This is a genomic window from Streptomyces sp. NPDC029014 (genome assembly GCF_055564695.1).
Map to the genome: position 1 here is coordinate 1 of NZ_JBVHVT010000033.1, position 25,241 is coordinate 25,241.

Here is a 25,241-nt window from a genome sequence, read left to right on the forward strand (position 1 = left end):
GCTACCTCGCCGGCCTCCACCTCCGCGCCGCAATGATCTGGATCGACGACCTCCTGAAGACCGCCGAATGATCACGACATCACACAGGCCCTAGGTTGATCCCCGACGCGGCGGCCGAGTACCCCCCCGTACAACTGGAGCAGCTCCAGGGGGATCGCCAGCACGCTGAACCACACGGTGGTGCCGGCGAGCACTCCCGGCCAGGTCTCCCCGAGCCGGAAGCCGTGCCGGCCGCGCAGCCGCCGCGCGAGCAGCACGCACACCGCCACCGCCGCCCCGCCCAGAGCCACACCGGCCCACCCTGCGGCGTAGTCCGTCTGGTTGCGGCGGCGCAGGTCGGTTGACTGCTGTGCCGTTTTGCTGGCCGTCGGCAAGATGCGTGTGAACGGGTGGGGTGATGGCGGTGGTTGGTTGTCAGCGGGTGACCGTGTCCGCGTACGACGGTTGCTGACTGCTCCCGGCGGCCGCACGGGCTGGAGCTGCGGTGGCTGTCTGTTACGGCTGCTCGGCTCCTGCTGATGTTGAGGGCAGGTGGGGCCATAGGTGTCCGCAGGCGTTCTCACCGTGCGCCTCTCTGCGGCGCCCGAACCCGCGGGCGCGCACCTGCGCCGCCGCTTCGGTACGGACTACGTCAACATCGGCCTGACCTTCGGGCGTGGCACCGTCAACGCCCTTCCCGAGTTCACCTCCGTGCAGCCCAAGACGTTGCTCACCCACGTCGGCCACCTATGGGCCTTCGCCTCCCTCAGCGGCTCCGCTGGCGCGGACGCCCCCTACCGGCGCCGCTGGGCAGGAGGAGACTGGCACGTGCAGGCCCTGCGACACCTGTTCGACCGGATGCTCGGCCAATTCCACCACTGCCTCCTGGCCCGCCCTCCGTTCAAGGAATCGATCGCCTTCCCCGTAGAGCCGCCACCAGCAGGAACAGCGTCTATGCGAGCGGTCGAGCCCACATGATGAGGCGATACCGAAAGGTGCGATCATCGTCGGATGCGAGGGATTGATGAGCTGGTCAATGTGGATGACCCGGCGTGGCCGGAGCTGCAGGGGATCGTCAGGGAGAGCTCCGTGCCGGTTCAGGTGCTGCCCGTAGACGTCAACGAGGGCCGTCGCTGCGTTCTGCAGATGCAGGTCAGCGCGCGATCGATGCTGGGTGCGCTGGCATTGAACACCGGGGGGTTGCTCGTGGACAACGGGTGGCTGCGAGTGTTCGGCGGGGGTTCGGGTTCGGTCGCGGATGGGCGACTCCCGAGTCTGGCGCAGGTCAACCGCTTTCCCACGGACCTCGAACCTGGCTGGCTTCCCGAGACGGGTCTTGTCGTCGGCCAAGACATTGTCGGAGGGGTCTTCGCGTTGAACGGTGGCGATCCCGCCGCCGCTGGCCGTCCCGGGGCACCTGGCCAGATGACGTACTTCGCTCCCGACACTCTGGAGTGGGAGGCGATGGAGCTGGGCCACTCCGGGTGGGTTGCCTGGGTGCTCTCGGGCAGGCTGGAGACGTTCTACGACGGCATGCGCTGGCCCGGCTGGCGTGAAGAGGCCGCGGCCCTGGCCTTCGGGCAGGGTCTTTCCGTGTATCCCTTCCTGTGGTCCGAGGAAGCTCACGCCGATCTCGCCGCCACGAGTCGGCAGCCTGTACCGATGCGGGAGGTGCTCGGGGTCGCGGCGGACTTCGCCCGGCAGATGGGGCCGTCCGATCCTGGGTTCCTGGGCGACGTGTGACTGGCTTCGCTGTCGGTCCTGGTATGCAGGCGAAGGCCAGGAGGTCGGGGGACCGGGCCGAGGTTCTGCGGGTGCAGTAGGGCGGCGAAACCCGGAGGAGTTGTCGGCGAACCCCATGGTTGCCGTAGGCCTGAACGCGTTCGCGCGTTTTGGTCAGGACAGGGAGCTGACGGAGCTGGAGCAGGTGTACGTCGATGTGTTCCGCCGCGCGGGCCACGGCGATGAGCACCTGGCTGAGTACGGGCGGATCTTCGCCGATGCCTCGCCGTAGAAGCGGGCACGCGCGTTTCCCGACTCCGCCGCCCGCCTGACGCCGGAGACCGGCTACGGGTGGGAGGACTTCACGCGCGACGTTCCCGCGATGGCGCGGGACCGCCTGGCCATGCCCAGTGTCCGGATCGTCGAGCCGCCCGTCCCCGGGCGGCAGATGCCCAGCGAGCCGGACCGGTCTGCTCTCGGTGACCCGGCGGTCAAGGCCGCGGGCCGGGCCGGCTGGGGCATGACGGTCTACCACCCCGAGAACGCGCCCGTGGCGCCTGCCGTGCAGCGGGGGGACGAGTATCCGCGGACCGTCTTCTGGGCGAACGACTTCTTCTGCGACAAGGAGTCGACGGAGCTGTCGGCCAGCGACGAGGTCTACTTCGGCTTCGGCTGTACCGACACCCGCAGCACCACCACCCACGAGTCCGGGGTCTTCGAGAACGTCGACGCCGGGGAGCACCACTTCTTCCGCCCGGAGACCTTGTGGGATCGGCCGGTGGCGGCCGGGACGGGCGGCCTGGCCATCACCATTGACGTCTGGGAGGAGGACGGCGGTAGCGGCTACACCCGGGAATCAGAACTGATCAGTGAGCTCGTCGGCAAGCTCTTTGAGGTGCCGGAGCACACCTCCTGGTCCGAGGTCCTTGAGGAAATCCTCGCGGAGGCAGGGCGGCGACAACGACCAGCGCTGGTAGCGCCAGGACAACGGCAACGGGACCTGCAAACTGGTGACTGCCGCTCCCAGCGCCTGCAGCAGCAAGCCGAGCACGAGGCCTCCCAGCAGCGTCCAGCGCGGAAACCGGGCGGCCCAGCGGGCCACGGTCGCCCATACCACCAGCGCCGCGACGACGCCCAGTGCCGCGTTGCCGGCCTGGGCCAGCGCCGGATGGTCGAACCGGTCCTGCACCGACGCGGGCGCCGGACTGCCTGGCATGCCGATCTCGCCCCGTACCGCCATGTACGCCTTCAGCACGGCGTACACCAGCATTCCGCCCGCCGCTGGCCAGGCTGCTAGCGCGGCGGCCCTGCTGTCCTCCGGCGAGTCGGTCGTACTGGACGCCACCTGGTCCGATGCGGGCCAGCGCGAAGCTGCCCTCCGCGTGGCCGAACGTGCCGAAGCCGACCTCGTGGCACTCCACTGCCAGGTTCCCGACAACGTGTCCGAAGCCCGGCTCGCCCCCCGCACCCCGGGCGCGTCCGACGCCGACCTGGCCGTTGCCAGGGCCATGGAGGCCAAAGAACCGCCGTGGGCGGAGGCCGTCGCGATCGACACCAGCGGTTCGCTCGAAGCCGCTGTCGTGCAGGCACTGGCAGCCGTTCGCCCATGGGGAACCGGCCAGGCTCCGGTCTTCCGCCGCCCCTTCATGGAGCCGGACTGAGCCCGGAAGCCGGCGACGGCTCCCTGGGAGCCGACAGGGTCCCGTCGGCTCGCTCCCAGGGGCCTATAGTCGGAAAGCGGTCGAATGGTCCACAGCGGTGGCAACCGACGGGAGCGGCGCGTCCCGTCCTGCGACGGAGGTGCTGTCATGACGGACGCGGCACCCGAGAGAACCACCGAGCGGCAGTCCGGGGGAGTGCACCGGCTCGACGTCACCCACGTCGAGAACGACGTCTACGCCGTCGACGTCCGCGGTCACCGGTTCCTGGCCGACCAGCCTCTGGACGCGGGTGGGACGGACCGCGCGCCGTCACCCACCGAGCTGTTCGCTGCGGCGCTGGCGACCTGCGTCGCCTTCTCCGCAGGTCGATACCTGCACCGCCACGGCCTGCCCCGGAAGGGCCTGGGCGTGCGTACGGAGTTCACCATGGCGACCGACCGCCCTGCCCGCGTCGCCGCTGTGCGCATGTGCGCATGCTGATCGTGTCGCCCCCTGAACTGCCCGAGGAGCGCCGTGCCGGCCTCTTGGCCGTGGCCTCACACTGCACCGTTCACAACACGCTCCAGCAACTGCCGGAGATCGGCATCGAGCTGGAGGCGCGGTCGGGGTCCGCCACAGACTGAATCTCAGGGCTCGGCGGGCGCCTCCAGTCGGCAGTGGACGTCGACGACGCCCTCGACGGCGTGGGTGAGGCGTTCGGCCATGGGGATCAGGTCCCGGTCGTTCACCGGACCGCTCAGGGTGGCAATGCCGTGTGACACGGTGACCCTGACGGCTGCGTGGGAGAGCGGGAACAAGCGCTCCACGACACTCTGGCGGATCTCAGCGGTCAGCTCCTCGTCGGAGCGGAGGAAGACCTTGAGGAGGTCGGCGCGGCTGACGATGCCCTTGAGGGTGTCGTCGGCGTCGACGACCGGGAGGCGTTTGACGTGCCGGCCGGCCATGAGGCGGGCAGCCTGGGGGAGCGTGGCGTCGGGGCGGATCGTGACGGCCGGGGTGGTCATGAGGTCCTCGGCGCGGGTCGAGCCGGCCTTGGCGGTGTCGCCGAGGCGGCGCATCTGCTCGATCAGGCCGGGGCGGTGCTCGTGGAACTCCTCCTTGGGCAGGAGATCGGCCTCGGAGACCACGCCGACGACGCGACCTTCGCCTTCGACGACGGGGAGGGCGGTCACCTTCCACCGTTCCATTGCTGCAGCGATGTCCTTGAAGCCGGTGTCGGGGGTGACGGCGATGACTTTGGTGGTCATGACGTCGGCGACGGTGTACGGGGTGTAGGTCATGGCTGGTCCTCAGCGTGCGGGAACGAGTGGGTTCCGCTGCGGCGGGGTATGGCGGGTCTACGATCCGGGCGCGGGCCGAGTCGATCCGGCCGGCGGGAGGGGCGAGCAGGGGCCCGCAGCCTTGCGGAGCCGTCGCCACGAGGACCGTGTGCATGGTCTTCATGGTGTGCCTCCGACCACGTGCCTGCACTCTGCCCCGACGGCCACGGGCACCGGAAGGGCCTCGCGGTGCACGCCACGGGACCGTCCGGCCCGCCCCGGCGGACCGGGAGAGGGCCTCGCCGGATTCGGTTACGACCGCCGTCCACCAGGCCCGGGCGCGGGCTTGGCCCAGTTGCGGCGGCGCAGGTCCGCGGCACCCTGGAAGAGCCCGCAGTCGAGGAGGTTCCGGGTGCGAGCGCTCACGAGCGGCACGCATTCGACTGCATTCGAGGGGGCCGACCGGTCCCTGGCGGGGCCCGACCGGCCCAAGCGCGACGCGGGGACGGCGGGACAGCCTGGCGTTGATACTTCCGGCGGACCGCGGGGGACACGGTCGGCGTGCCGCCCCAGGAGTAGTGATCACCGTGAAGAGCATCCAGCGAACCCCACCGCATTCGTCCGGCGGGACGCGCGGACGCACCGACCTGGGCCGCCGCCTCGCCGCCCGCCGCGAAGCCCTCGGCCTGACCCGCGAGGAGCTGGGCCGGCAGTGCGGGGTGGACGCCCAGTACGTCGCCTACCCGGAGGAGCGCGCCGCCTCGCCGTCGATCGGCACCCTCGTCCGGGTAGCGGATGCCTTCGGCGTCACCGTCGACGACCTGACCGGTGCGAGCGCCGAACGGGTTCCCGGCCGGTCCGCCGCCCGGCGCCACACCGCGCTCGTCACACTGGACGATGCCGGATGCCGCCGGCTGCCGGACACGCGCGGGGTGGACCGCATCGCGGTCCCCCTTCCCGAAGGGCCGACCGTTCTTCCGGCGAACCACCCCGTGGCGGGCCAGGGCCTCGCCTTCCGTACCGCCGAGGAAGCCGTCACGGCCAGGGCAGCCGGCACCGAGACCGCCTTCGAGATCGACCACCGCTGGATCAAGCTCATACCCGTCAGGCTCACCGGCCGCCGCGAGGTGCACGGCTGATGGACGCCGTGCGTGCGGCCGTCTCCGCCCCGCGGCACGCGGGTACCGCCACGCCCGTCGACGACGAGTCGGGCAGCCGCCGTCTCGTCCCGAGTGACGTGGACGGGCTACCTGCCACACGCAACGATGGTCGGCCATGAACACGTCCTGGCGATGGGAGTACCACGGCTACGACCCCAAGACGGAGCGGCTGGCCGAGTCCCTGTGCACCCTCGGCAACGGCCGCTTCGCCACCCGCGGGTCGGCTCCCGAGAGCAGCGCCGACGCCGTCCACTACCCGGCCACCTACCTCGCCGGCTGCTACGACCGCCTCGCCTCCACCGTCGCCGGACGGACCGTCTCCAACGAGGACATGGTCCGGCTGCCGGACTGGACCGGCCTGCGCTACCGCTGCCTGCCCGACGGCGCGCCGCCCGGCGACTGGCTCACCCCGGACCACCCGACCCTGCGCCACCACCGCGTCTCGCTGGACCTGCGCGCCGGCACGCTCACCCGCCACACCCTCTTCCACGACGCCGCAGGTCGCCGCCTCGCCGTCACCCACACCCGGCTCGTCCACATGGGCGACCCGCACCTCGCCGCACAGCGCACCGTCTTCCGCGCGTACGGCTGGAGCGGCCGGATCGAGGTCGCCGCGGTGCTCGACGGCGACGTCGCCAACGCCGGCGTGGACCGCTACCGAGCCCTGGCCGGACGCCACCTGATCCCGCACGGGGCCGGGGTGGAGGCGGAGGGCACCGCCTGGCTGTCCTGCGCCACGGCCGTCTCGCGCGTACGGATCGGGCTCGCGGTCCGGATCTCGGCACGCCCGCCTGTTGCCGTGGACGGGGCGTGCACCGCCACCACCGCCACTCAGAGGTTCGACCTGCCGATCAGACGGGGGCAGCCGGTCGCGATCGTGAAGACCGCCGCCCTGTTCACCTCGCTCGACCGTCCCCTCACCGATCCCGGGCCGCGCAGCATCGAGTATGCCGGCCGCGCCCCGGACTTCGCGTCGTTGCTGGCGTCCCACCGGGCGTCCTGGCATCGGCTGTGGAGCGAAGGAGAGCTGAGGGCGGCCGATGAGACCGGCCGGATCTTGCGCCTGCACGCCTTCCACGTGCTGCAGACCCTCTCCCCGCACACCGCCGAGCTCGACGCCGGCGTTCCCGCCCGGGGACTGCACGGGGAGGCGTACCGCGGCCACGTCTTCTGGGACGAGCTGTTCGTCCTGCCCCACCTCGCGCTGCACTTCCCCGAGACCGCACGCGCGCTGCTGATGTACCGGCACCGGCGGCTGCCCGCGGCCCGGGAAGCGGCCCGCCGGGCCGGCGCCCGAGGGGCGATGTTCCCCTGGCAGAGCGGCAGTTCCGGCGCCGAGGAGACCCAACGGCTGCACCTCAACCCCCGCTCCGGCCGCTGGCTGCCCGACCACTCCCACCTCCAGCGCCACGTCGGTTCGGCCGTCGCCTGGAACGTGTGGCAGTACGGGCTCGCCACCGGCGACACCGGGTTCATGCACGGACCCGGAGCCGAACTCCTCCTGGACGTCGCCCACTTCTGGGCCGGCGCCGCGACCTGGGACGCCGCCCTCGGCCGCTACCGCATCCGCGGGGTCGTCGGCCCGGACGAGTACCACGACGCCTACCCGGACGCCGCCGCCCCCGGCATCGACGACAACGCGTACACCAACGTCACCGCGGCCTGGGTGCTCGCCCGCGCCCTCGACCTGTACGCCGGGCTCCCGGCGGCCCGGCGCGCCGAACTCCGCGCACGGCTCGACCTCGACGCGGACGGCCCCGAAGCCTGGGAGGAGCTCTCGCACCGCATGTACGTGCCCTTCCACCGCGACGTGATCAGCCAGTTCCACGGCTACGGCGACCTCGCCGAGCTCGACTGGGCCGCGTACAGAGCCCGTTACCACGACATCCGGCGACTGGACCGCATCCTGGAGGCCGAGGGCGACACCCCCAACCGCTACCAGGCCTCCAAACAGGCCGACACCCTCATGCTCGGCTACCTCTTCCGCCCCGCGGAGCTCTCCGGGCTGTTCAGCCGGCTCGGCTACCCGTTCGACGACGCGCTGTGGGCGCGGACGGTGGCGTACTACCTGCGGCGGACCTGCCACGGCTCGACCCTCAGCAGCGTCGTCCACGCCTGGGTGCTCGCCCGACAGCAGGGCCCGGATGCCTGGCGGTTCTACCGGGAAGCCCTGCTCGGCGACATCACCGACGTCCAGGGCGGCACCACCGGCGAGGGCATCCACCTGGGCGCCATGGCCGGCACCCTCGACCTCGTCGAGCGCGGCATCGTCGGACTCGCCCCAGGCGTTGACGGGCTGCACGTCGCCCCCGTGTCACTCCCCGAGATATCCGGCTCCGCGTTCTCGCTCTCGTACCTCGGGCACCGGGACATCCGCATCCGGTTCCGGCCGGGCCGACTGGGGATCCGTGTCCCGCCATCGCTCCTCGGCCCGGTCCCCCTGGTGCTGCCCGGCGACCGGCACGAGAGCGTTGCCGCAGGCCAGGAACGGTGGTTTCACCTGCCGAAACGCTGAGAGGGGAAGTCGCCGGTATTGCGTGTGGCCATTCAACCGCGAAGCGCACGTCGTGGACGTGCGGAACGCAGGAAGGCGAAGTGGTATGGACAGGCGGCAACAGGCTCCACGGATCGTCGTGGGCGTCGACGGATCCCCCTCGTCCCGAGCCGCACTGGGCTGGGCCGTCCGGTATGCCGGCCTCGTAGCTGGAACAGTGGATGCGATCATGGCATGGGAGCTTCCCGGTGAGGCATCGTGGCCGACTCCGGTCGTGGACGACACGTTCGACATGGAGGAGGCCGAGCGGCGTCTGGTCGAGGAGGTCCGCACGGTCCTCGGCGAGGGCGGCGCCTCCCGCGTGCACGAACGCCTGGTACACGGCCACACGGTCGAGGTGCTGGTGGACGCGGCCGATGGTGCCGACCTGCTGGTCGTGGGCAGCCGCGGCCGTGGCGGCTTCCGCCGGGCCCTGCTCGGTTCGGTGAGCCAGCAAGTGGCGCGCCACGCGCCGTGCCCGGTCGCCATCGTCCGGCCCTGATACGACGTGGTGCGGGCCCTGAAACCGAGCGTGGAACCCGGACGCCACTCGAGAGGGCCGGCGAAGGCCTCCGGTCTCATCCGGGGCCTCGTCCCCCGCGCGCAGGCAGTCGGGCGTCCGGTGAGCCTGTGCGGTCGGTGTCCCAGCGACGCCCCTGCCTCAGCCGCCTTCCTCGTGGAGGTCGGGATCGACACCGTCTCCGTGGCCCCGGACAGCTTCGTCGCCGTCAAGCGGCACGGGGCGGCGGCCGAGGAGCGCAGGCCCGGGGAGGGCCGAATGGTCCCGGGCGGGAACCGTCCGACCCATGTGGAGCCGCCGCCGACCGCGTGACAGTGGCATCAGCCGTCCGGAGGAGACAAGGAGGCCCGCCATGACCACGAAGAAGGTCCTGGTCGCCTACGGCACCAGGCACGGTGCCACCGCAGGCATCGCCGAGCAGATCGGCAAGACCCTCCGTGAGGACGGCCTCGACACCGTCGTAGTACCCGCCAGCGACGTCCAGGACGTCCGCGACTACGACGCGGTCGTCCTCGGTGGCGCCCTCTACGCCGGGCGCTGGAGCGGCAAGGCCACGCGCTGTGCGGAACGCAACGCCGACTCCCTGCGCCACCGCCCGGTCTGGCTGTTCAGCAGCGGCCCGCTCGACCGCTCCGCCGAGGAGCGAGACATCCCCCCGGTACCCGCCGTCGCCCGGCAGATGCAACTGATCGGCGCACGGGAGCACAAGACCTTCGGCGGCAGCGTCACGGCCCGCACCCCCGGATTCCTCGCCCGCTCACTGCTCCACCAGGGCAAGGGGGGCGACTACCGAAACCCCGAACGCATTCGGGGTTGGGCCCACCACATCAGCGCCGAGCTCGCCGCCGCCTGACCGCGCGGCCCGGCCCGCAGCAGACCACGCGGAGGCGCGCCATGCACCACCGGACGACAGGGAAGGCGACCAGCCCGCTCAGGACCGACGCGGACCGTACCCGCACCAGCCTGCACGTCGCTTTCGCGCTGGCCTGCCTGCTGGCCGTGATCTGCGGTGTGGCCGTGGGCCGGGCCGTCTGGTCCGACGGCGGCCGCGCCGCCGCGGAGACCGCCCGCCACCGCCACTCCACAACGGCGACCACGACCGGTGACACGACGCACCTGGCAGAAACCCGGCCGGGCCGATCGCCCGTCACCGTGGCCCCGGCCACCTGGGTTTACCCTTCCGTTCGCGCGCACACCCAGGCCGTCCCCGTTCAGGCCGACACACGCAAGGGCGACACCGTCCGCGTGTGGGTGGACGACGAGGGCGACGCGGCCCCGGCCCCTCCCCGTCCCCACGACGTGGCGATGAACGCCGTCGGCATGGGCACGGGTGTGCTCTTCGGCATCGTGCTCGCGGCCGGCGCCCTGGTCCGCGTAAGCCTCCGGGCCGTCGACGCGCGCAGCGCGCGGGCCTGGGAAACCGAGTGGGAAGACGTCGAACCCCTCTGGTCCGGTCGGCTCCGCCCCGGCCAGGGGGCCGACGATGACTGAAACCGCAGCCGGCCGGGACCTGCCACCCGACACCATCCCCGATCCCCTGGAGCCCCTCCCTCAGCTGCGTCGCGAACTGCACACCGGTCCGCTGGGCCTGTCGAGCCGGGAGGCGGACCGCCGCCTGGCCGTGTACGGCCCCAACGAGGTGCGCCGTACCGCACGCACGAGCGTCCTGCGGGAACTCCTGCGCCAACTCGTCCATCCGCTGGCCCTGCTCCTGTGGGCGGCTGCCGCCCTCGCGTTCGCCGCCGCCATCGACGTTCTCGCCTGGGCGATCATCGCGGTCGTCCTCGTCAACGCCGGCTTCGCCCTGGTCCAGGAACGTCAGGCCGAGAAGGCCGTTGAGACGCTGGCACGCTACCTGCCCGCACAGGCGGAAGTGGTCCGCGACGGGCGGCCCCAGCACGTCCCGGCCCGCGACCTGGTCCCCGGCGACCTCGTCTTGCTGGACGAGGGCGGCCGGGTTCCCGCCGACGCCCGTCTCACCGAGGGGGGCATCGAAGCCGACCTCTCCATGCTGACCGGCGAGTCCACGCCCGTCGAACGCCTCGCCGGGCCCGGACAGCAGGGCGTTTCGTTGCTCCAGGAGCCCAACCTCGTCTTCAGCGGCACGACCGCCATCGAGGGCCAGGCCCGGGCGATCGTCTTCGCCACGGGCGACCACACCGAGCTCGGTCGCATCGCCGCCCTCAGCCAGCGCACCCGCCGCGAGCCGAGCCCGCTGGAGAGACAGGTCAAGAAGGTCGCCTGGCTCATCACGGCGGTCGCCGTCGCCATGGCAGCGGTTTTCCTCGTGACCGGTGTGGCGGTCGGCCTGCCCCTGGCCGACTCGCTGATGTTCGCGATCGGCCTGCTCGTGGCCAACGTGCCCGAAGGGCTGCTGCCCACCATCACGCTCGCCCTCGCCGTCGGCGTCCGGGTCCTGGCCCGGCAGGGGGCGGTGATCAAGCGCCTGAGCGCCGTGGAGACCCTGGGTTCCACCAATGTCATCTGCACCGACAAGACCGGCACCCTCACGCAGAACGAGATGAGAGTGCACGCCCTGTGGACGCCGGAACACCTCACGGAGAGCGGGCCCTGGAACGGCGAGCTCGTCCGCGCGGCCGCGTTGTGCACCACCGTCACCCGCGAGACCGACGGTCGGCTGCACGGCGACCCGACCGAGATCGCCTTGGTCGACGGAGCTGCGCAGCAGGCCGTGCCCGTGGACCCGGCCGACCGGGACGCCCGCCGGCGGTCCTGCTTCCGCTTCGACCCCCGCCTGCGCCGGATGTCGGTGGTTCACGCCTCGGACCACCGCGGCCTGCGCGTCATCGCCAAGGGCGCCCCTGAATCCGTCCTGCCGCTGCTGGCCGGCGGGGAGCCGACCCGGCAGGCACAGGACGCTGCCGAGGTCCTGGCCGCGGACGGCATGAGGGTGCTGGCCGTCGCCGTGCGAGACCTGCCGGCCGGCGCCGACAGCCCGCTGCGGCGTCAGGAGGCAGAACGGGAACTGCACCTGCTCGGGTTGGTCGCCCTCTACGATCCGCCGTGTCCGGAAGTCGCGGCCGCGGTACGGCGCTGCCACGAGGCGGGCCTCACCGTGCACATCGTCACCGGCGACAGCGGCACCACGGCCGCTGCGATCGCGCGCGCCGTCGGCATCGGCGTGCCGCAGCTGCATGTGGTCGCCCAGTCCGAGGCGGTCGACGACCATCAACTCGACCACCTCCTGCGGCAGCACGACACCGAGGTCGTCTTCGCACGATCCTCACCCGAGACGAAGTTGAAGGTGGCCGACGCCCTGCGGGTCCACGGGCAGATCGTCGCCATGACCGGCGACGGCGTGAACGACGCTCCGGCCCTGCACCGTGCCCACATAGGCGTGGCCATGGGTCGATCGGGCACGGACGTGGCCCGCGAGGCAGCAACCATGGTGCTGACCGACGACAACTTCGCCACCATCGTCACCGCGATCGAATCCGGCCGACGGGTCTACGACAACGTCCGCAAGTTCATCGTCTACATCTTCGCCCACCTCACCCCCGAGGTCGTCCCCTTCCTCGTGTTCGCCCTTTGCGGCGGCGCCGTTCCGCTGCCCCTGACCGTGCTCCAGATCCTCGCAATCGACCTCGGTACCGAGACGCTGCCCGCCCTCGCCCTCGGCCGCGAGCGGGCCGAACCGGGCGTCATGAGCCGGCCGCCCCGCCCCAGCTCCCAAGGGGTGATCAACAAGGACATGCTGATCCGCAGCTGGGGCTGGCTCGGCACCGTCTCCGCCGCCCTGGTCATGACAGCGTTCTTCTACGCCCTCTGGCGCGCAGGATGGCACCCCGGCGACCCGACCGGGCCGGGAGCCCCGCTGCACCACGCCTACCTGACCGCGACCACCGCCACCTTCGCCGGCATCGTCACCTGCCAGGTGGGTTCGGCCATCGCCGCGCGCACCGACCACGCGGCCCTGCGCGACATCGGCCTCTTCAGCAACCCCCTGCTGCTCGCCGGCATCGCCTTCGAGATCGCCTTCACCGCAGCACTCGTCTACGCACCTCCCCTGCAGCACCTGTTCGGCACCGCGGCCCTGCCACCTGACGTCGTCCTCCTCATCGCGGCCTTCCCGCCGCTGGTCTGGGGAACCGACGAAATCCGCCGCTGGGCCCGCCGCCACCGCCGGCGCCCCTGACGACACCGCAGGACATCGACACAGCGGGGGCCGACGGAGGACCGGGCGTCCGCAGTCGGGACAGATGACCGTCTGTGGGTGGCCGTGCCCTCAGTCGTGTGCGACGACGGCGACTGGGGAGGAGGCGTGGTGCATCACCGCGTGAGTGAGGGGGCCGATGTGGGTGCCGAGTGCCGAACGGCGGATGCGTCGGCCGACGACGACGAGTGCCGCACCGGATGCCGCTTCCAGGATCTGGACTGCGGGTTGGCCGATGACGGCGCGAGGGGTGACGGCGAGCCCGGGGTACTTCCGTTCCCACGGACTCAGCAGATCCCGCAGGGCGGCCTCGAGCCGGTCGGCTATCTCGTCCGTGACCCCGGGGTCGAGGCCGGGAGCGTAGGAGAACATGGGCGGCGGTGACCAGCCGTGGATGACGACGAGCGGGCACGACCGCCGTCGGGCCTCCTCGCAGGCGAAGGCGAACAGCCGGTCGCAGTTGCTGCGCAGGTCCACTCCGACGACGACCGGCCCGTCGCCGGCCACCGGTCCGGCCGAACCGCCAGGGCTCTTGATCGCACGCACGAGGACCACGGGTGTGTCGGTCCTGGGGATGGTGTCAGAGGCGGTGGACCCGACGAAGAAGCCGGCGATCGGGCCGAGCCGGCGTGAGCCGAGCACCAGGAGGTCCGCGTCCGCTGCGGCGGATGCGAGGGCATCGGCCGTCGCGAGTCCGTCGATCCGGCGGGTGGCGATGGCCAGTGCGGGGTGGTCGTGCGTCAGTCGCTCCCGGGTGCGGGCCAGGAGGTCCTCGGTCCAGCGTCGGCGGGATTCGGGGAGCGGTAGGGCGAAGGGCGCGTTCTGCGGCCAGTCTTCGACATGGAGGAGATCGAGGTCGGCGCCGCGCAGTTCGGCCTCCGCGGCCGCCCAGTCGGCTGTGGCCGGGTCCGCGCCGGACCCGTCCAGGCCCACCGTGATGAGGTTCGACATGGTGTGCCTCCTGATGGTGGATCCCCGGCTGCTTCCGGGCTCTGCTGCGTGCGGTGTGCCCGGTGGGACCGATCGGTCCCACGGGGTACCGATCGGCACTCTCAGGCATGGTTGGTGGTAGCCGGGGCGCAGGTCAGTCTGTTGTCGACGTCCACGACTCCGTCGACGCTCTGACAGAGGCGGACGACCACCGGCAGCAGTTCGGCCCGGGGCACCGTGCCGCTGAGGGTCACCAGCCCGTCGTCCACATCAACCGTGAGCGAGGAAGGGGCGATGCTGAGCGTATGGGTGAGGACGTCCTCCACGATCTCCTCCTGGATGGCACGGTCGCGGCGGAGGAACAGCCGGATCAGGTCGCTGCGGCTGAGCACACCGATCACTCGCCCGTCCGCATCGACGACCGGTAGACGTTTGACGCCGTGCCGCTGCATTACCCGTGCCGCGCGGACCACGCTCCAGTCCGGCCGGGCCGTGACAGCAGGGCTCGTCATGAGGTCCCCGGCCGTCGGCTTGGCAGCCGCGGTCCTCCGGTGGAGCAGGTCGGCTTCGGACACCACACCGAGCGCGCGCCCGCTCTCGTCGACGACGGGCACGGCGGTGATGTCGAACTCCTGCAAGAGCCGGGCGATCTCCTTGAACGCCGTGGCGGGGCGCACCGTGACGGCCGTGGGGGTCATCAGGTCCGCGACGCTGCGGTGCCCCATGGCTGCCTCCCGCTCACACGGGTGTGGGGACCGTGAAGTCGGCCCTGACGTCCACGACGCCCGGGACGGTACCGGTCGCGCGGACGACGACGTCTTCCAGCGTGGGATCCTGCAGGGATCCGTGCAGGTAGGCGATGCCGTTCGCGACGTGGACGTGCACCTCGGCGTCGCCGCGCGGGATCAGTTGGTACATGATCAGCTCGCGGATCTCGGCGCCTATGTCCGCGTCGGGGCGCAGGTACACCTTCAGCAGGTCGCTGCGGCTGACGACGCCGACCAGGCGGCCGTCGCCGTCGACCACGGGCAGACGCTTGAGGTGGCAGCGCGCCATCAGGCGTGCCGCGGCCTCGATCGTCGCGCCCTTCGTCACGGTCACGGCCGGGCGGGTCATCAGCCGCTCCGCGTCGGTCGCTCGGTGCGCGTCTGCGTCTGGTGCCGTGAGCAGCAGGTCTGCTTCGGAGACGACTCCCACCACCTGCCCGTCCTCGGCGAGGACGGGCAGTGCGCTGACGTTCCACATGCGCAGCGCTTCCACGATGTCCTTGAACGCAGTTCCGCGGTCGACGGAGATCACGGCGTGTGTCATGACGTCGTCGACGGTGCGCAGGTGCTTCATGGTCCCTCCTCCGGCAAGGGCTCAGTCGTGGGCGATGACGGCGACCGGGGCGGCAGCGTGGTGCAGGACCGCGTGGGCGACGGGGCCCAGGTGCGCGCCGAGGGGTGAGCGGCGCAGGTGGCGCCCCACCACGACCAGTCCCGCCCCGTGTGAGGTTCGGACGAGTCCTTCTCCCGCGGGTCCCGTGAACACGCTGTGGGTGGCGTCCACATCGGGGAACTTGTGCCGCCAGGGCAGCAGCATCTCATCGACCATGCGCGTGACGCTGCTGCAGATGTCCCGCTCGTCGTCGGGGTCGCAGGCGGGCGGCATCTTCCAGCCGTGTACGGCCCGCAGCGGGCATCCACGTCGGTCCGCCTCTTCGAAGGCGAAGGCGAGCACCCGGTCGCACGCCTCGTGGATGTCGACGCCCACGACGATCTCCGCGGACGAGCCGGTGCCCGGACCGTCGGTGTCGTCGGCCGCACGGACGAGGACGACGGGCGTATCGGTCGCGACCACGGCGGACATCGCCACCGAGCCGACGAGGAAACCGGCCAGCCCGCCCAGGCCGTGCGAGCCCAGGACCAGCAGTGCGGCGTCAGAGGCCTCGGCGGCGAGGGCGGCAGCCGGGCGGGCCGTAGGGCACCGGGTCGTGATCTCCAGGCGCGGATGGCGCTGTTGCAGCTCCTGTGCCGCCTCGGTCAGCGCCTGGTCCGCCCAACGGTCCACGTCCTGGCGGCCGACACCCGGGAGCACCGGGTCCAGGGGCCAGTCGACGGCGTGGACGAGTCGCAGCGGGACCTGCCGCAGGACGGCTTCCTGTGCGGCCCAGCGCGCCGCTGCGCGGCTCTCGGGGGAGCCGGAGACCCCGACGGTCACATGCTGTTCCATGGCTGCACCTTCCATCGTAGGGTCTGTCGTCACCAGTGCATCGTCTGGTGTGAGCGGCTGGTGTGGGTGGGCGCCGTGTCGTCGGTGCGGACGGTGACGTGTGATGCCACTGCGACCACGCCGTCGAGTCGCTCGATGAGGCTCCGGAGCGCGAGCAGCTGACTCCGGCGCTCGACCTGGCCCTCCAGGGTGACGATTCCGTCCACCACGTGCACCTCGACGTCACCGCCCGTCACACCCGGGACGTCCGTGAAGACCTCGTCGGTGACCCGTCGCCGTATCTCGGAATCCGGGCGCAGAAACGTACGGAGCAGATCCCGGCGGGTGATGATGCCGACGAGCCGGTCCTCCACGTCCACGACGGGCAGACGCTCGATGCCGCGGCGTGTCATCAGCCTGGCGGCTTCAGCCGCCGTCTCCTCGGCCCGGACGGTGACCGCGGGCGCGGACATGACGTCGCCCGCTGCGGGAGTCCGCGCCGTCCCACCGTCCTGCGCCTCGAAGTGGGCGACCGAGGCCGTCCTGGCCAGCAGGTCGGTCTGCGAGACGACGCCCACCACCCGGTCCTCCTCGTCCAGGACGGGGACTCCGGAGACGTTGTACTCGGCGAGGAGTTTCGCGATCTCCTTGAAAGGAGTGCCCGGGGCCACGGAGACGACCGCGTCCGTCATCAGGTCGGTCACCTTGAGGTGTTTCATGAGGCCTCCCTGCCGTACGGGTCGGGCGAGGCCGGCGGCCTGCGGGTTCGCCTCCCACCATCCACCGGTGCCCCTCCGGTGATCGAGGGCCGAACGGTCCCGTTCCGGGACCGGACGGGCCTCCTGGCCCGCGGGCACCGGCCGAGTCCACGCGATGGGGACCTTTGGCCCGGGGGCGGTCCCGGGCGGCCCTCCCCACGTGCCGAACCGGGTGTCAGCGTGGGTGGTGTACCCCATCGGATCCTCGGTCGGGAGTAGTCGTGGAAAGCACCCTGCGTACCCCGGACACCAGCTCGGTCATCGTCGGCGTCGACGGCTCCGGGCCGGCGCGCGGCGCTGCCCTGTGGGCCGCCGGGGAGGCCGTACGCCGCGGCCGCCCCCTGCACGTCGTCCACGGCGCCGACACCGACGGTCGGGCCCTGTACCTGTCGTCGGAGACCATCGAGAGGGTTCGTGCCGCCGGCCGGGAACTCCTGGACGACACGGCGAAGGCCGTGACCGCCGAGTACCCCGATCTGCACGTGACCACCGAGTTCAGCCGCACGGACGCCGTCACCACCCTGCACCGGGCCGGCGGCCTGCACGGCACGATCGTCGTGGGCAACCGGGGCCTGGGCGGTTTCAACTCCCTCATGCTCGGCTCCGTCGGCCTCAGGACGGCAGCGGGTGCGAGAACGCCGGTCATCGTGGTCCGCGGCGTCGACGAGGCGGAGGAGCGCGGTACCGTCCTCGCGGCCGTCCGCGACGAGGACGACCTCGTCTGCGCCCTGTACGCGGCACAGGAGGCCGAACTGCGCAAGGCGTCCCTGCGGCTGCTCCACGTGTGGAACATGATCCAGTCCGCGGGTAGCGTCGTCAGCATGCTCGACGACGTCGACGAGATCGCAGGGCAGCACGTCGAAGCCCTGAACTCAGTCGTCGACTCCGTCCGCGACGGGTTCCCCGACCTGGTCGTGCAGGCCGACGCGGAGAAGAGCGTCTCCGTGGCCGGGGTCCTGGTCGAGGCGTCCCGCCGTGCCGACCTGCTGGTCATGGGCGGCCGCCGGGCACCCACGACGTTCGGGCTCGGTCGCAACCTGGGCAGGGCCACGCACAGCGTCCTGCACCACGCATACTGCCCCGTGCTCCTCATCCCCCGCGCGGGAAACGACGTCGGGAGCCGGACATGACCGGCCCCCAGGGGGCTCGTGACATCGTCGTCGGGATCGACCCGGTGAGGGCGTGGCACCTGCCCGTGGCCTGGGCCGCCGACGAGGCGTACCGACGCCGGTTCGCGCTGAGGCTGGTACTCGCGGTGCCACCCCGGCACGACAGCCAGCACGTCGACGACACCCCCCGGCAGGCCGCCCTGCGACGGGAAGGGACCGAACGACTCGAACGGGCCCGCGACTGGGTCCGGGAACGGCATCCGGAGGTGGCCGTCGACATCGACCTGCGCAGTGGCTACCCGGCCCCCGTCATCGCCGGGACTGCACTCCACGCACGCATGGTCGTGCTCGGCTCCCGGCACCTCGACCGGGCCGCAGAGCTGTTCACCGCCGGATCCCTCGTCGTCCCGGTCACCGCCCAGGCCACCTGCCCGGTCGTCGTCGTGGGGGACGCCGAACACATCACCCAGCAGCCGCCGCACATCGTCGTCGGTATCGACGGCAGCGCCTCCTCCGCCGCAGCGCTCGGCTTCGCCTTCGACGAGGCCGACCTGCGCGATGCGGCCGTACGGGCGGTCTCCGTGTGGCAGCCACCGGTCTTCCTGCTGCACGACGAGGAAGTCGCGCTCCAGGCCCAGCGAGCCCTACTGGCCGAGACCACCGCAGGACTGTCGCAGAAGTACCCGGACGTGCGCCTCACCCACGAGGTGCTGGTCGGCCACCCGGTCGAGGAGCTGGCCCGGGCGGCCGAGCACGCTCTGGCCGTCGTGGTGGGTCGGCGCGGCCGAGGCGGCTATACGGGCATGCGGCTCGGATCCGTCGTGCACGGCCTGCTGCACCGGGCACACTGCCCGGTGATCACCGTCCCGAACGTGTGAAACCGCCATGACCAGCCGCACCGTCGACGAACTACCCGGCTGCGCCCCGGCCCAGCCCGGGCTGACGCGGGCCGAAGCCGAACGCCGACTGGCCAGGTACGGTCGCAACGAGGTGACACCACCCCCGTCCACGCCCGTGTACCGGAGGGTACTGGCGCAGTTGCGCGACCCGCTGATCATGGTCCTGCTCGGCGCCGCACTCCTGACCATCGCCATCGGGGACCACCCGGACGCCGTCGTGATCGGGCTGGTGATCGTCTTCAACACCGCCGTGGGCGTGGCCCAGGAAGTACGAGCGGACCGCGCCGTCGCGGCGCTCTCCGCCCTCTCGGCCCCGCACGCCCGCGTGCTGCGTGACGGTGCACCCCACGAAGTACCGGCGGCGCTCGTGGTTCCGGGTGACGCCCTGCTCCTCGGCGAGGGCGACATCGTCGCCGCGGACGCCGAGCTCACCCAGGCCTCCGCCCTCCTGCTGGACGAGTCCATGCTCACCGGCGAGTCCGAACCCGTCGACAAGACCCCTCACGACACGGTGAGCTCCGGCACCGTCGTCGTACGCGGCCGGGGCACCGCCACCGCCATGGCCACCGGTACCGCCAGCACCCTCGGCCGGATCGCCGCCCTCCTCGGCACGGGGCACGAGCCGACGCCGCTCCAGCGCCGGCTCGCCTCGCTCGGGCGCATCCTGGCGGCCGTCACCATCGCCCTGTGCGCGCTGTTCTTCGCCCTGGGACTCGTGCGCGGCCTCGCGCCGAGCACGATGGCCGTCACCGCCATCAGCCTGGCCGTCGCCGCAGTGCCCGAATCCCTCCCGGCAGTCGTCACCCTCGCGCTCGCCCTCGGGGCCCGCCGGATGGCGGCCAAGGGCGCCCTCGTCCGCCGCCTGCCCGCAGTGGAGACCCTCGGGTCGGTGAGCGTCCTGGCCACGGACAAGACCGGCACCCTCACCGAAGGCCGCATGGTCGTCCAGCACCTGTGGACACCCCTCGGCACCGCCGACGTGTCCGGCACCGGGTACGAGCCCCACGGCGACCTGACCCGCGCCGGACGCCCTCTGACACCCGAAGAGGCCCGGCCCGTGCGGGAGCTGCTCACCACCGCGGCCCTGTGCAACGACGCGAGCCTCAAGCCGCCCTCGACCGGATCGGACGCCTGGGCGGCAGTGGGCGACCCCATGGAAGCCGCACTGCTGGCAGCCGCTGCCAAAGCGGCCTGCCCCGACCCGGCCGAACTGCACCGGCTCTGCCCCCGGATCGCCGAAGCTCCCTTCGACAGCCTGCGCAAACGGATGACCACCCTGCACCACCTCCCCGACGGGAACGTGCTGGTCTGCCTCAAAGGGGCGCCGGAAGCCGTCCTGACCCCCACGGTGCTCGCAGAGGCGCCCGAGCTCGTACACCAGGCCCGTGAGCGGGCCGCCGCCCTCGCCGGCCAGGGGTTCCGCGTCCTGGCCGTAGCGGGCGCCGAGCGGATCTGGCAGCCGCTGCCGGCCGCCGAGGCCGAGCAGCAGCTGCGGCTGCTCGGCCTGATCGCCATCAGCGACCCGCCGAAAGCCGCTGCCGCCACGACCCTTGCCGCCTGCCGACGGGCGGGCATCATCCCCGTTATGATCACCGGCGACCACCCGGCGACGGCCCGTGCCATTGCCGTCCGCACCGGGCTCGTCCAGGACGACACGCCCGGCGAGGTCCTCACCGGACCCGAGCTGGTCGCCGCGCCCGACACCGACCTGACCGCCGTACGGGTCTTCGCCCGCACCGACCCGCAGCAGAAACTCGACATCGTCCACGCCTGGCGGGCCCACGGCGCCGTCACCGCCATGACCGGGGACGGCGTCAACGACGGCCCCGCCCTGCGCCAGGCCGACATCGGCGTGGCCATGGGCGCCCGAGGCACGGAGGTGGCCCGCCAGGCCGCCGACCTCGTCCTCACCGACGACGAGCTCGGCACCGTCGTGAAGGCGGTGGAGGAAGGCCGACGGGTCTACGACAACATCCGCCGCTTCCTCGTCTACGCCATGGCCGGCGGGGCAGCAGAGATCCTCGTGATGCTGACCGGGCCGCTGCTCGGTCTGCCGCTGCCCCTGCGGGCGGGACAGATCCTGTGGATCAACCTCCTCACCCACGGCCTGACGGGCGTGGCCATGGGCGCCGAACCCGTCGCCCCGCAGGCCATGCGACGCCCTCCCCGCCCGCCCGGCCAACACATCCTCGCCGCAGGCGTGTGGCAGCGCCTCCTCGTCCTGGCCTCCGCCGTGACGGCGGTCAGCCTGATCGCCGGCGTCGCCGCCCGCACCACGGGTCTCCCCTGGCAGAGCGTGCTCTTCCTCTCCCTGCTGGCGGCTCAACTGGGTGTGGCCCTCGGCCTGCGGGCCCGGCTGCTGACCACGAAGAACATCTTCCTCCCCGCCTCCGTGGCCGGCTCCGCCGTACTGGGGCTGGCCGCCCTGCACATCCCGGCCCTGCAGTCACTACTGGAAACCGAGCCCGTGGGCCGGACCGGTGCCGGACTCGCTGCGGGCGCGGCCCTCGCAGCATTTCTCGCCGCCCGGCTCCTGAGGGGCGCCTTCCGCAGAAAGGCCTGATCATGAACATGTACGCACCACACCACGGGCCCGGGATCCACGCCGAGGTCGGCGACCAGATCGTCGTAGGCGGTCCCACCGTCGGGAAGCCCGGCCGGGACGGGGAAGTCATTGCCCTGCACCACGAGGACGGCACCCCTCCGTACGACGTGCGCTGGTCCGACACCGGCCGCACGACCGTGTTCTTCCCGGGTCCCGACGCCCACGTCCGGCACCTGTACCACACCCGGTCGCACTGAACGAGGTACCTCCGCCCTGCCGGGACCACCTTGGACAACGTCAGCGCCGAGTTCCGCCCGCAGATCGGCGACGTGCCCTCCGGTCACGGCATCCTCGGGTCACGGCATGGGTCACGGCATCCTCGGCGAACTGCCGGCGTCGTGGCGGACGGCGTGCTGACCGGCACGGTGGTTGATGACGGCGTCGGCCTGCCGGAGGCGGCCTCGATGGGCGAGGCGGTGCACGGCACCCGTGTGACCGACGCCCGCCTGACCGGCTGGGCAGGCTTTACAGGAGGCTGCTGCCGCTGCCGTAGGGGGCGTACAGATCGAGCAGGCGGACACGGGCTGCTTGCAGCCGGTGGGCGAGCACCTCCCCGACCCAGTGACCGAGGGCCGAACCGAAACGCGGATCGGACTCCATCAGCTCACGTATGCGCGCCGCGTCGAATTCGTACGCCCGTACGGGAGTCATGGCCTCGGCGCCCAGACGCCACGTATACGGCTTGAACAGCCACGAGCAGCCGACCAACTGTCCGATGCCAAGGCTTTCGATGACGGCCGCGCGCCGACCCGGCACGTGGAGGTCGAGGGTCACGGTGCCGGACCGGACGATCCAGAACCGGTCGGCGTGGCCGCCCTCGCGGAAGAGACGGGTCCCTTCGGTGAAATTCACCTCTCGGGCCATCTCCATGAGGCGGGTACGGCAGTCGGCGGGCAGTGCCGCGGCGATACGGGTGGGGGACGTGGTGCTCATGGACTGCCTCCTGGTTCGAGCCCGTCTTCAGTCTTGGCGAGGCGTCTCGTTCCTGGCTTGGGCCCTCTGGTCCCCACCCGGGCCCGAACGGCCCATGCCCGGGTATGCGCCCCGCGAGACGCTGGGAGCGGACGGCCTGAGCATGGCCGCCGGTCCCGTCGACCCGGCAGGTGCGAGATGTACTGGAACGGTTATGGCATGGGCGCCTGGGGATGGCTTGCCATGCCCCTCACCACGCTGGTCGTCTGGGCGCTGATCATCACAGCGGCCGTCCTCGTGGTCCGTGCCCTCAAGGGCGACGGCAGGGGCGGCCGGTCAGCATCCGGCCCGCACACCGGAAACAACAGTAGGGAAGTCGAGGGACTCCTCGCTGAACGTCTTGCCCGGGGCGAGATCGACGACGAGGAGTACGAGCGGCGGCTCGCGGTGCTCCGCAGCCATGCCCCCGGCCGGATGTGACATGCCCACCGCGTGCGGCCCGAGTGCCGACGGCCCGCCTGCCCGACCGAGAGGTGTCGACGATGGAGAGCCAACCGCTCAGCAGCGCCGTGACTCCGCCGGTGGCTGTAGTGTCGGGGAGGCGGGTGGAAGAGCTGACCGCCGAAGCTGCACTGGAACTGCTCGGCAGAGTGGGACTGGGCCGCGTCGTCTTCACCCGGCAGGCTCTGCCTGCCGTACGCCCCGTCAATCACCTGCTCGACGACGGCGACATCATCATTCGCCCCGACGACCGATCGATGCTGACGGCCCTGATCGAAGCGCAGGCGGACTCGGGCGTGGTCGTCGCCTATGAGGCCGACACCATCGATCCCGACACCCATGTCGGCTGGAGCGTCGTGGCCACCGGCTACGCCACCGCCGTGACCGACCCGATCGAACTGGAACGCTACGCGCACCTCCTTCGGCCCTGGGTCGACGGTACTTTCTCGAGCGCCATCCGGATCACCCCCGGCCTCGTCACCGGCTTCCGGATCCGTGAGGGCGGGGCGTAGCCCCGACCGCCCGCACCTGGCCTGCGAAACGCGACCCGATCAGGGCGAACCGTGTCCGCGGGCGGCCGGTGCCGGAGCCTGGGCGCACATGCGGGTGTCGTCCGTGGTGACCTGCACCGTGCGGGCGCGGCCCGCGTTGTGGTTCACCATCTGGTCCGTTCCTTCCTGCAGCTCCCAGGTGGGGCCGAACGGGCCCGCCCCCTGCCCCGACAGGCCCAAGCGGACCGTCAGGGGGAGAAACGACAGTGGAGACAGAACCCACAGGAGGCGCCCGTCACGGGGCGCCGGGAACCCAGGAGCACCCCATGTCAGGCACGCAGATGGAGCGGAGGCGCAGCCTCTTCCCCGACCTCACGGACTGGTTCGGAGCCGACTTCCCGCGCTTCCCGATGTGGCGGCCGGCTCTCAGCGCCCACCCGATCGCAATCGAGGTGACCAGCAGTAGCGGAATCTACACGCTCCGCGCCGAGCTGCCCGGCGTCGACCCCGAGGACATCGAGATCGCTGTCGACGGCGACATGCTCATCGTGAACGCGGAGCACAGCGAGAGCACGGAGGACAAGGAGCACTCCGAGTTCCGCTACGGCTCCTTCCGCCGCAGCGTCCGCCTGCCCGGCCGGATCCCCGCCGAGGGAGTCGAAGCCGCCTACGAGGACGGCATCCTGACGATCCGTGTCCCGATGGAGCCCGAACCCCCCGCAGGCCGCCGCAGCATTCCCGTCAAGCGCCCCCGGGCCGGGGAGACAGGGGAAACACCATGACGGCCAAGAGGGTCCTGGTCGCCTACGGGAGCAAGCACGGCGCGACCGCGGGAATCGCGGCGGAGATCGGCAGGACCCTCCGCGAGGACGGGCTCGACGCCGTGGTGCTCCCGGCGGACGACGTGGACGACGTCCGAGGCTTCGACGCCGTCGTCCTCGGCGGATCCCTGTACGCGGGCCGCTGGAATGGCAAGGCCCTGCACTGCGCGGAACGCAACGAGCACTACCTCAGGCACCGTCCGGTCTGGCTGTTCAGCAGCGGACCGGTCGACAGTTCCGCGGAACAGCGCGAGATCCCGCCGGTGCCGGCGGTGGCCCGGCAGATGGAACGGCTCGGTGCACGGGAACACATCACCTTCGGAGGCAGCATCACCGCGGCCACGCCGGGCTTCATCGCCAAGGCGATGGTCCGTCACGGCACGCGCGGCGACTTTCGGAACCCGGAGCGGATCCAGACCTGGGCCCATCACATCAGCAGCGAACTCACCGCGGCTGCCTGAGCGGCCGACCGCCCGTCACGTCGCCGTACCCCATCCCCCAGATGGGGTACGGGCCCGAGGCGCCACCGCGTACACGAGCACCCCGACCGCGATCGCGGTCGCCGGCGAGTTCCACCCTGTGCGAGGCGCCAGAGGTCCCGGCGGGTGGCCGGTTCCGGAGACTGCCGCCAGGTGCGGGGAGCGCCGGAGGGCGAGCGGATGCTGCAGTGGTGCGCGCGTCGACGCAGAGGCGGAAGAGCCGTGGGCGGCCGGTGTCCTGGTCGTCCTCGTCGCTCAGGGCTTCCCAGCTGGTGGCGGTCACGGCCCGCTCGAACCGCAGCAAGGCCGACCAGGACCCGGCCGAGCGGTTGCCGCCGTCGCCGGAGGTGTTGTGCCGGTACGGCGCGGAGTGGACCGCGACGAACCTGCGCTGGGGCCTGGCGGTCGACGAGCTGGAGCGGGACCGCGGCTGGCTGGGACAGGAGTAGTCCTTGGGTGTGACCGTGCGCGGTGGTTGGCCCGGACGCGGCGGGAGCGTCCAGCCCGTGGTGTGAATGCGGCGCTGGCCACGGCC

28 protein-coding genes and 3 pseudogenes are annotated in these 25,241 nt (G+C 71.7%); 22 read left to right on the forward strand and 9 right to left on the reverse strand.

Features of this window, described 5'->3' with window-relative positions:
* Positions 1-71: 71 nt before the first annotated feature.
* Positions 72-374 carry a hypothetical protein gene (locus ACZ4VL_RS19475; RefSeq protein ID WP_468201235.1) on the reverse strand — a complete coding sequence of 101 codons (303 nt, stop codon included), beginning with the start codon at positions 372-374 and terminating at the stop codon, positions 72-74.
* 169 nt (positions 375-543) lie between these two features.
* On the opposite strand from ACZ4VL_RS19475, the gene ACZ4VL_RS19480 reads away from it, so the two are divergent.
* From ACZ4VL_RS19480 to ACZ4VL_RS19490, 3 genes are all read left to right on the forward strand, one after another.
* A complete protein-coding gene (locus ACZ4VL_RS19480) occupies positions 544-957 on the forward strand; it encodes an erythromycin esterase family protein (protein ID WP_468201237.1) in 414 nt (137 codons plus the stop codon).
* Between the two features lie 33 nt (positions 958-990).
* Complete coding sequence (locus ACZ4VL_RS19485; RefSeq protein ID WP_468201239.1) at positions 991-1,722, forward strand: DUF2625 domain-containing protein; 732 nt, start codon at positions 991-993, stop codon at positions 1,720-1,722.
* A 100-nt stretch (positions 1,723-1,822) separates the two neighbouring features.
* The gene (locus tag ACZ4VL_RS19490; protein ID WP_468201242.1) at positions 1,823-1,993 is read left to right on the forward strand and encodes a hypothetical protein; all 171 of its coding nucleotides are present in this window, start codon (positions 1,823-1,825) and stop codon (positions 1,991-1,993) included.
* 564 nt (positions 1,994-2,557) lie between these two features.
* On the opposite strand, the gene ACZ4VL_RS19495 is transcribed toward ACZ4VL_RS19490, so the two are convergent.
* Positions 2,558-2,956 (reverse strand): hypothetical protein, encoded by a 399-nt coding sequence (locus ACZ4VL_RS19495; protein ID WP_468201244.1) that lies wholly within the window; start codon positions 2,954-2,956, stop codon positions 2,558-2,560.
* Between the two features lie 43 nt (positions 2,957-2,999).
* Between ACZ4VL_RS19495 and ACZ4VL_RS19500 the strand changes: the two are divergent.
* The 3 genes and pseudogenes from ACZ4VL_RS19500 to ACZ4VL_RS19510 form a co-directional block, all read left to right on the forward strand.
* Positions 3,000-3,362 (forward strand): annotated as a pseudogene (locus ACZ4VL_RS19500) (P-loop nucleotide/nucleoside kinase family protein); the annotation flags it as partial.
* 147 nt (positions 3,363-3,509) lie between these two features.
* A complete protein-coding gene (locus ACZ4VL_RS19505) occupies positions 3,510-3,842 on the forward strand; it encodes an OsmC family protein (RefSeq protein ID WP_468201247.1) in 333 nt (110 codons plus the stop codon).
* Positions 3,836-3,985, forward strand: a complete 150-nt coding sequence (locus tag ACZ4VL_RS19510; RefSeq protein WP_468201250.1) for a hypothetical protein — start codon at positions 3,836-3,838, stop codon at positions 3,983-3,985. The genes ACZ4VL_RS19505 and ACZ4VL_RS19510 overlap by 7 nt, the downstream gene beginning before the upstream one ends.
* A 3-nt stretch (positions 3,986-3,988) precedes the next feature.
* Here ACZ4VL_RS19510 and ACZ4VL_RS19515 read toward each other — a convergent pair whose 3' ends face one another.
* Positions 3,989-4,642 (reverse strand): CBS domain-containing protein, encoded by a 654-nt coding sequence (locus ACZ4VL_RS19515; RefSeq protein ID WP_468201253.1) that lies wholly within the window; start codon positions 4,640-4,642, stop codon positions 3,989-3,991.
* A gap of 566 nt (positions 4,643-5,208) precedes the next feature.
* Here ACZ4VL_RS19515 and ACZ4VL_RS19520 point away from each other — a divergent pair.
* From ACZ4VL_RS19520 to ACZ4VL_RS19550, 7 genes are all read left to right on the forward strand, one after another.
* Complete coding sequence (locus tag ACZ4VL_RS19520; protein ID WP_468201256.1) at positions 5,209-5,760, forward strand: helix-turn-helix domain-containing protein; 552 nt, start codon at positions 5,209-5,211, stop codon at positions 5,758-5,760.
* A 136-nt stretch (positions 5,761-5,896) separates the two neighbouring features.
* Complete coding sequence (locus ACZ4VL_RS19525; protein ID WP_468201257.1) at positions 5,897-8,296, forward strand: glycoside hydrolase family 65 protein; 2,400 nt, start codon at positions 5,897-5,899, stop codon at positions 8,294-8,296.
* A gap of 85 nt (positions 8,297-8,381) precedes the next feature.
* Positions 8,382-8,816 carry a universal stress protein gene (locus tag ACZ4VL_RS19530; RefSeq protein WP_468201259.1) on the forward strand — a complete coding sequence of 145 codons (435 nt, stop codon included), beginning with the start codon at positions 8,382-8,384 and terminating at the stop codon, positions 8,814-8,816.
* A gap of 120 nt (positions 8,817-8,936) precedes the next feature.
* A complete protein-coding gene (locus ACZ4VL_RS19535) occupies positions 8,937-9,146 on the forward strand; it encodes a hypothetical protein (protein WP_468201261.1) in 210 nt (69 codons plus the stop codon).
* 40 nt (positions 9,147-9,186) lie between these two features.
* Complete coding sequence (locus ACZ4VL_RS19540; protein WP_468201265.1) at positions 9,187-9,687, forward strand: flavodoxin domain-containing protein; 501 nt, start codon at positions 9,187-9,189, stop codon at positions 9,685-9,687.
* Between the two features lie 41 nt (positions 9,688-9,728).
* The gene (locus ACZ4VL_RS19545; RefSeq protein WP_468201268.1) at positions 9,729-10,325 is read left to right on the forward strand and encodes an Rv1733c family protein; all 597 of its coding nucleotides are present in this window, start codon (positions 9,729-9,731) and stop codon (positions 10,323-10,325) included.
* Entirely contained in the window at positions 10,318-12,990 is a 2,673-nt protein-coding gene (locus ACZ4VL_RS19550) for a cation-translocating P-type ATPase (protein ID WP_468201271.1), read from the forward strand. The genes ACZ4VL_RS19545 and ACZ4VL_RS19550 overlap by 8 nt, the downstream gene beginning before the upstream one ends.
* A 90-nt stretch (positions 12,991-13,080) precedes the next feature.
* Here ACZ4VL_RS19550 and ACZ4VL_RS19555 read toward each other — a convergent pair whose 3' ends face one another.
* The 5 genes from ACZ4VL_RS19555 to ACZ4VL_RS19575 form a co-directional block, all read right to left on the reverse strand.
* Positions 13,081-13,959 (reverse strand): universal stress protein, encoded by an 879-nt coding sequence (locus tag ACZ4VL_RS19555; RefSeq protein WP_468201273.1) that lies wholly within the window; start codon positions 13,957-13,959, stop codon positions 13,081-13,083.
* 101 nt (positions 13,960-14,060) lie between these two features.
* Entirely contained in the window at positions 14,061-14,663 is a 603-nt protein-coding gene (locus tag ACZ4VL_RS19560) for a CBS domain-containing protein (RefSeq protein WP_468201275.1), read from the reverse strand.
* A gap of 13 nt (positions 14,664-14,676) precedes the next feature.
* On the reverse strand, positions 14,677-15,279 hold the full coding sequence (locus ACZ4VL_RS19565; protein ID WP_468201277.1) for a CBS domain-containing protein: 603 nt from the start codon (positions 15,277-15,279) through the stop codon (positions 14,677-14,679).
* Between the two features lie 21 nt (positions 15,280-15,300).
* On the reverse strand, positions 15,301-16,152 hold the full coding sequence (locus ACZ4VL_RS19570) for a universal stress protein (RefSeq protein ID WP_468201280.1): 852 nt from the start codon (positions 16,150-16,152) through the stop codon (positions 15,301-15,303).
* 29 nt (positions 16,153-16,181) lie between these two features.
* Positions 16,182-16,850 carry a CBS domain-containing protein gene (locus ACZ4VL_RS19575; protein WP_468201283.1) on the reverse strand — a complete coding sequence of 223 codons (669 nt, stop codon included), beginning with the start codon at positions 16,848-16,850 and terminating at the stop codon, positions 16,182-16,184.
* A gap of 260 nt (positions 16,851-17,110) precedes the next feature.
* On the opposite strand from ACZ4VL_RS19575, the gene ACZ4VL_RS19580 reads away from it, so the two are divergent.
* The 4 genes and pseudogenes from ACZ4VL_RS19580 to ACZ4VL_RS19595 all read left to right on the forward strand — a co-directional run.
* Positions 17,111-18,019 carry a universal stress protein gene (locus tag ACZ4VL_RS19580; RefSeq protein WP_468201286.1) on the forward strand — a complete coding sequence of 303 codons (909 nt, stop codon included), beginning with the start codon at positions 17,111-17,113 and terminating at the stop codon, positions 18,017-18,019.
* On the forward strand, positions 18,016-18,876 hold the full coding sequence (locus ACZ4VL_RS19585) for a universal stress protein (RefSeq protein ID WP_468201289.1): 861 nt from the start codon (positions 18,016-18,018) through the stop codon (positions 18,874-18,876). Before ACZ4VL_RS19580 ends, ACZ4VL_RS19585 begins: the two co-directional genes overlap by 4 nt.
* A 7-nt stretch (positions 18,877-18,883) precedes the next feature.
* Positions 18,884-21,460: a cation-translocating P-type ATPase gene (locus tag ACZ4VL_RS19590; RefSeq protein ID WP_468201292.1), complete on the forward strand. Its 2,577-nt coding sequence runs from the start codon at positions 18,884-18,886 to the stop codon at positions 21,458-21,460.
* A gap of 35 nt (positions 21,461-21,495) precedes the next feature.
* Positions 21,496-21,678, forward strand: a pseudogene (locus ACZ4VL_RS19595) (DUF1918 domain-containing protein); the annotation flags it as partial.
* Between the two features lie 289 nt (positions 21,679-21,967).
* Here ACZ4VL_RS19595 and ACZ4VL_RS19600 read toward each other — a convergent pair.
* A complete protein-coding gene (locus ACZ4VL_RS19600; protein ID WP_468201295.1) occupies positions 21,968-22,435 on the reverse strand; it encodes a Crp/Fnr family transcriptional regulator in 468 nt (155 codons plus the stop codon).
* 222 nt (positions 22,436-22,657) lie between these two features.
* On the opposite strand from ACZ4VL_RS19600, the gene ACZ4VL_RS19605 reads away from it, so the two are divergent.
* From ACZ4VL_RS19605 to ACZ4VL_RS19625, 5 genes and pseudogenes are all read left to right on the forward strand, one after another.
* Positions 22,658-22,894: an SHOCT domain-containing protein gene (locus ACZ4VL_RS19605; RefSeq protein ID WP_468201297.1), complete on the forward strand. Its 237-nt coding sequence runs from the start codon at positions 22,658-22,660 to the stop codon at positions 22,892-22,894.
* 125 nt (positions 22,895-23,019) lie between these two features.
* On the forward strand, positions 23,020-23,427 hold the full coding sequence (locus ACZ4VL_RS19610) for a pyridoxamine 5'-phosphate oxidase family protein (protein ID WP_468201300.1): 408 nt from the start codon (positions 23,020-23,022) through the stop codon (positions 23,425-23,427).
* A 305-nt stretch (positions 23,428-23,732) separates the two neighbouring features.
* Complete coding sequence (locus ACZ4VL_RS19615) at positions 23,733-24,188, forward strand: Hsp20/alpha crystallin family protein (protein WP_468201303.1); 456 nt, start codon at positions 23,733-23,735, stop codon at positions 24,186-24,188.
* Positions 24,185-24,688 carry a flavodoxin domain-containing protein gene (locus ACZ4VL_RS19620; protein WP_468201306.1) on the forward strand — a complete coding sequence of 168 codons (504 nt, stop codon included), beginning with the start codon at positions 24,185-24,187 and terminating at the stop codon, positions 24,686-24,688. Before ACZ4VL_RS19615 ends, ACZ4VL_RS19620 begins: the two co-directional genes overlap by 4 nt.
* Before the next feature lie 278 nt (positions 24,689-24,966).
* Positions 24,967-25,155 (forward strand): annotated as a pseudogene (locus ACZ4VL_RS19625) (HNH endonuclease); the annotation flags it as partial.
* Positions 25,156-25,241 lie beyond the last annotated feature (86 nt).

What these genes read in the sequence shown, in the direction of transcription:
- ACZ4VL_RS19570 (WP_468201280.1), bottom strand. Translation starts at nt 16,152, where the DNA reads ATGGAACAGCATGTGACCGTCGGGGTCTCCGGCTCCCCCGAGAGCCGC.
- ACZ4VL_RS19615 (WP_468201303.1), top strand. Translation starts at nt 23,733, where the DNA reads ATGTCAGGCACGCAGATGGAGCGGAGGCGCAGCCTCTTCCCCGACCTC.
- ACZ4VL_RS19605 (WP_468201297.1), top strand. Translation starts at nt 22,658, where the DNA reads ATGCCCCTCACCACGCTGGTCGTCTGGGCGCTGATCATCACAGCGGCC.
- ACZ4VL_RS19600 (WP_468201295.1), bottom strand. Translation starts at nt 22,435, where the DNA reads ATGAGCACCACGTCCCCCACCCGTATCGCCGCGGCACTGCCCGCCGAC.
- ACZ4VL_RS19555 (WP_468201273.1), bottom strand. Translation starts at nt 13,959, where the DNA reads ATGTCGAACCTCATCACGGTGGGCCTGGACGGGTCCGGCGCGGACCCG.
- ACZ4VL_RS19540 (WP_468201265.1), top strand. Translation starts at nt 9,187, where the DNA reads ATGACCACGAAGAAGGTCCTGGTCGCCTACGGCACCAGGCACGGTGCC.
- ACZ4VL_RS19485 (WP_468201239.1), top strand. Translation starts at nt 991, where the DNA reads ATGCGAGGGATTGATGAGCTGGTCAATGTGGATGACCCGGCGTGGCCG.
- ACZ4VL_RS19585 (WP_468201289.1), top strand. Translation starts at nt 18,016, where the DNA reads ATGACCGGCCCCCAGGGGGCTCGTGACATCGTCGTCGGGATCGACCCG.
- ACZ4VL_RS19550 (WP_468201271.1), top strand. Translation starts at nt 10,318, where the DNA reads ATGACTGAAACCGCAGCCGGCCGGGACCTGCCACCCGACACCATCCCC.
- ACZ4VL_RS19575 (WP_468201283.1), bottom strand. Translation starts at nt 16,850, where the DNA reads ATGAAACACCTCAAGGTGACCGACCTGATGACGGACGCGGTCGTCTCC.
- ACZ4VL_RS19525 (WP_468201257.1), top strand. Translation starts at nt 5,897, where the DNA reads ATGAACACGTCCTGGCGATGGGAGTACCACGGCTACGACCCCAAGACG.
- ACZ4VL_RS19530 (WP_468201259.1), top strand. Translation starts at nt 8,382, where the DNA reads ATGGACAGGCGGCAACAGGCTCCACGGATCGTCGTGGGCGTCGACGGA.
- ACZ4VL_RS19510 (WP_468201250.1), top strand. Translation starts at nt 3,836, where the DNA reads ATGCTGATCGTGTCGCCCCCTGAACTGCCCGAGGAGCGCCGTGCCGGC.
- ACZ4VL_RS19505 (WP_468201247.1), top strand. Translation starts at nt 3,510, where the DNA reads ATGACGGACGCGGCACCCGAGAGAACCACCGAGCGGCAGTCCGGGGGA.
- ACZ4VL_RS19620 (WP_468201306.1), top strand. Translation starts at nt 24,185, where the DNA reads ATGACGGCCAAGAGGGTCCTGGTCGCCTACGGGAGCAAGCACGGCGCG.
- ACZ4VL_RS19515 (WP_468201253.1), bottom strand. Translation starts at nt 4,642, where the DNA reads ATGACCTACACCCCGTACACCGTCGCCGACGTCATGACCACCAAAGTC.
- ACZ4VL_RS19545 (WP_468201268.1), top strand. Translation starts at nt 9,729, where the DNA reads ATGCACCACCGGACGACAGGGAAGGCGACCAGCCCGCTCAGGACCGAC.
- ACZ4VL_RS19590 (WP_468201292.1), top strand. Translation starts at nt 18,884, where the DNA reads ATGACCAGCCGCACCGTCGACGAACTACCCGGCTGCGCCCCGGCCCAG.
- ACZ4VL_RS19565 (WP_468201277.1), bottom strand. Translation starts at nt 15,279, where the DNA reads ATGAAGCACCTGCGCACCGTCGACGACGTCATGACACACGCCGTGATC.
- ACZ4VL_RS19560 (WP_468201275.1), bottom strand. Translation starts at nt 14,663, where the DNA reads ATGGGGCACCGCAGCGTCGCGGACCTGATGACCCCCACGGCCGTCACG.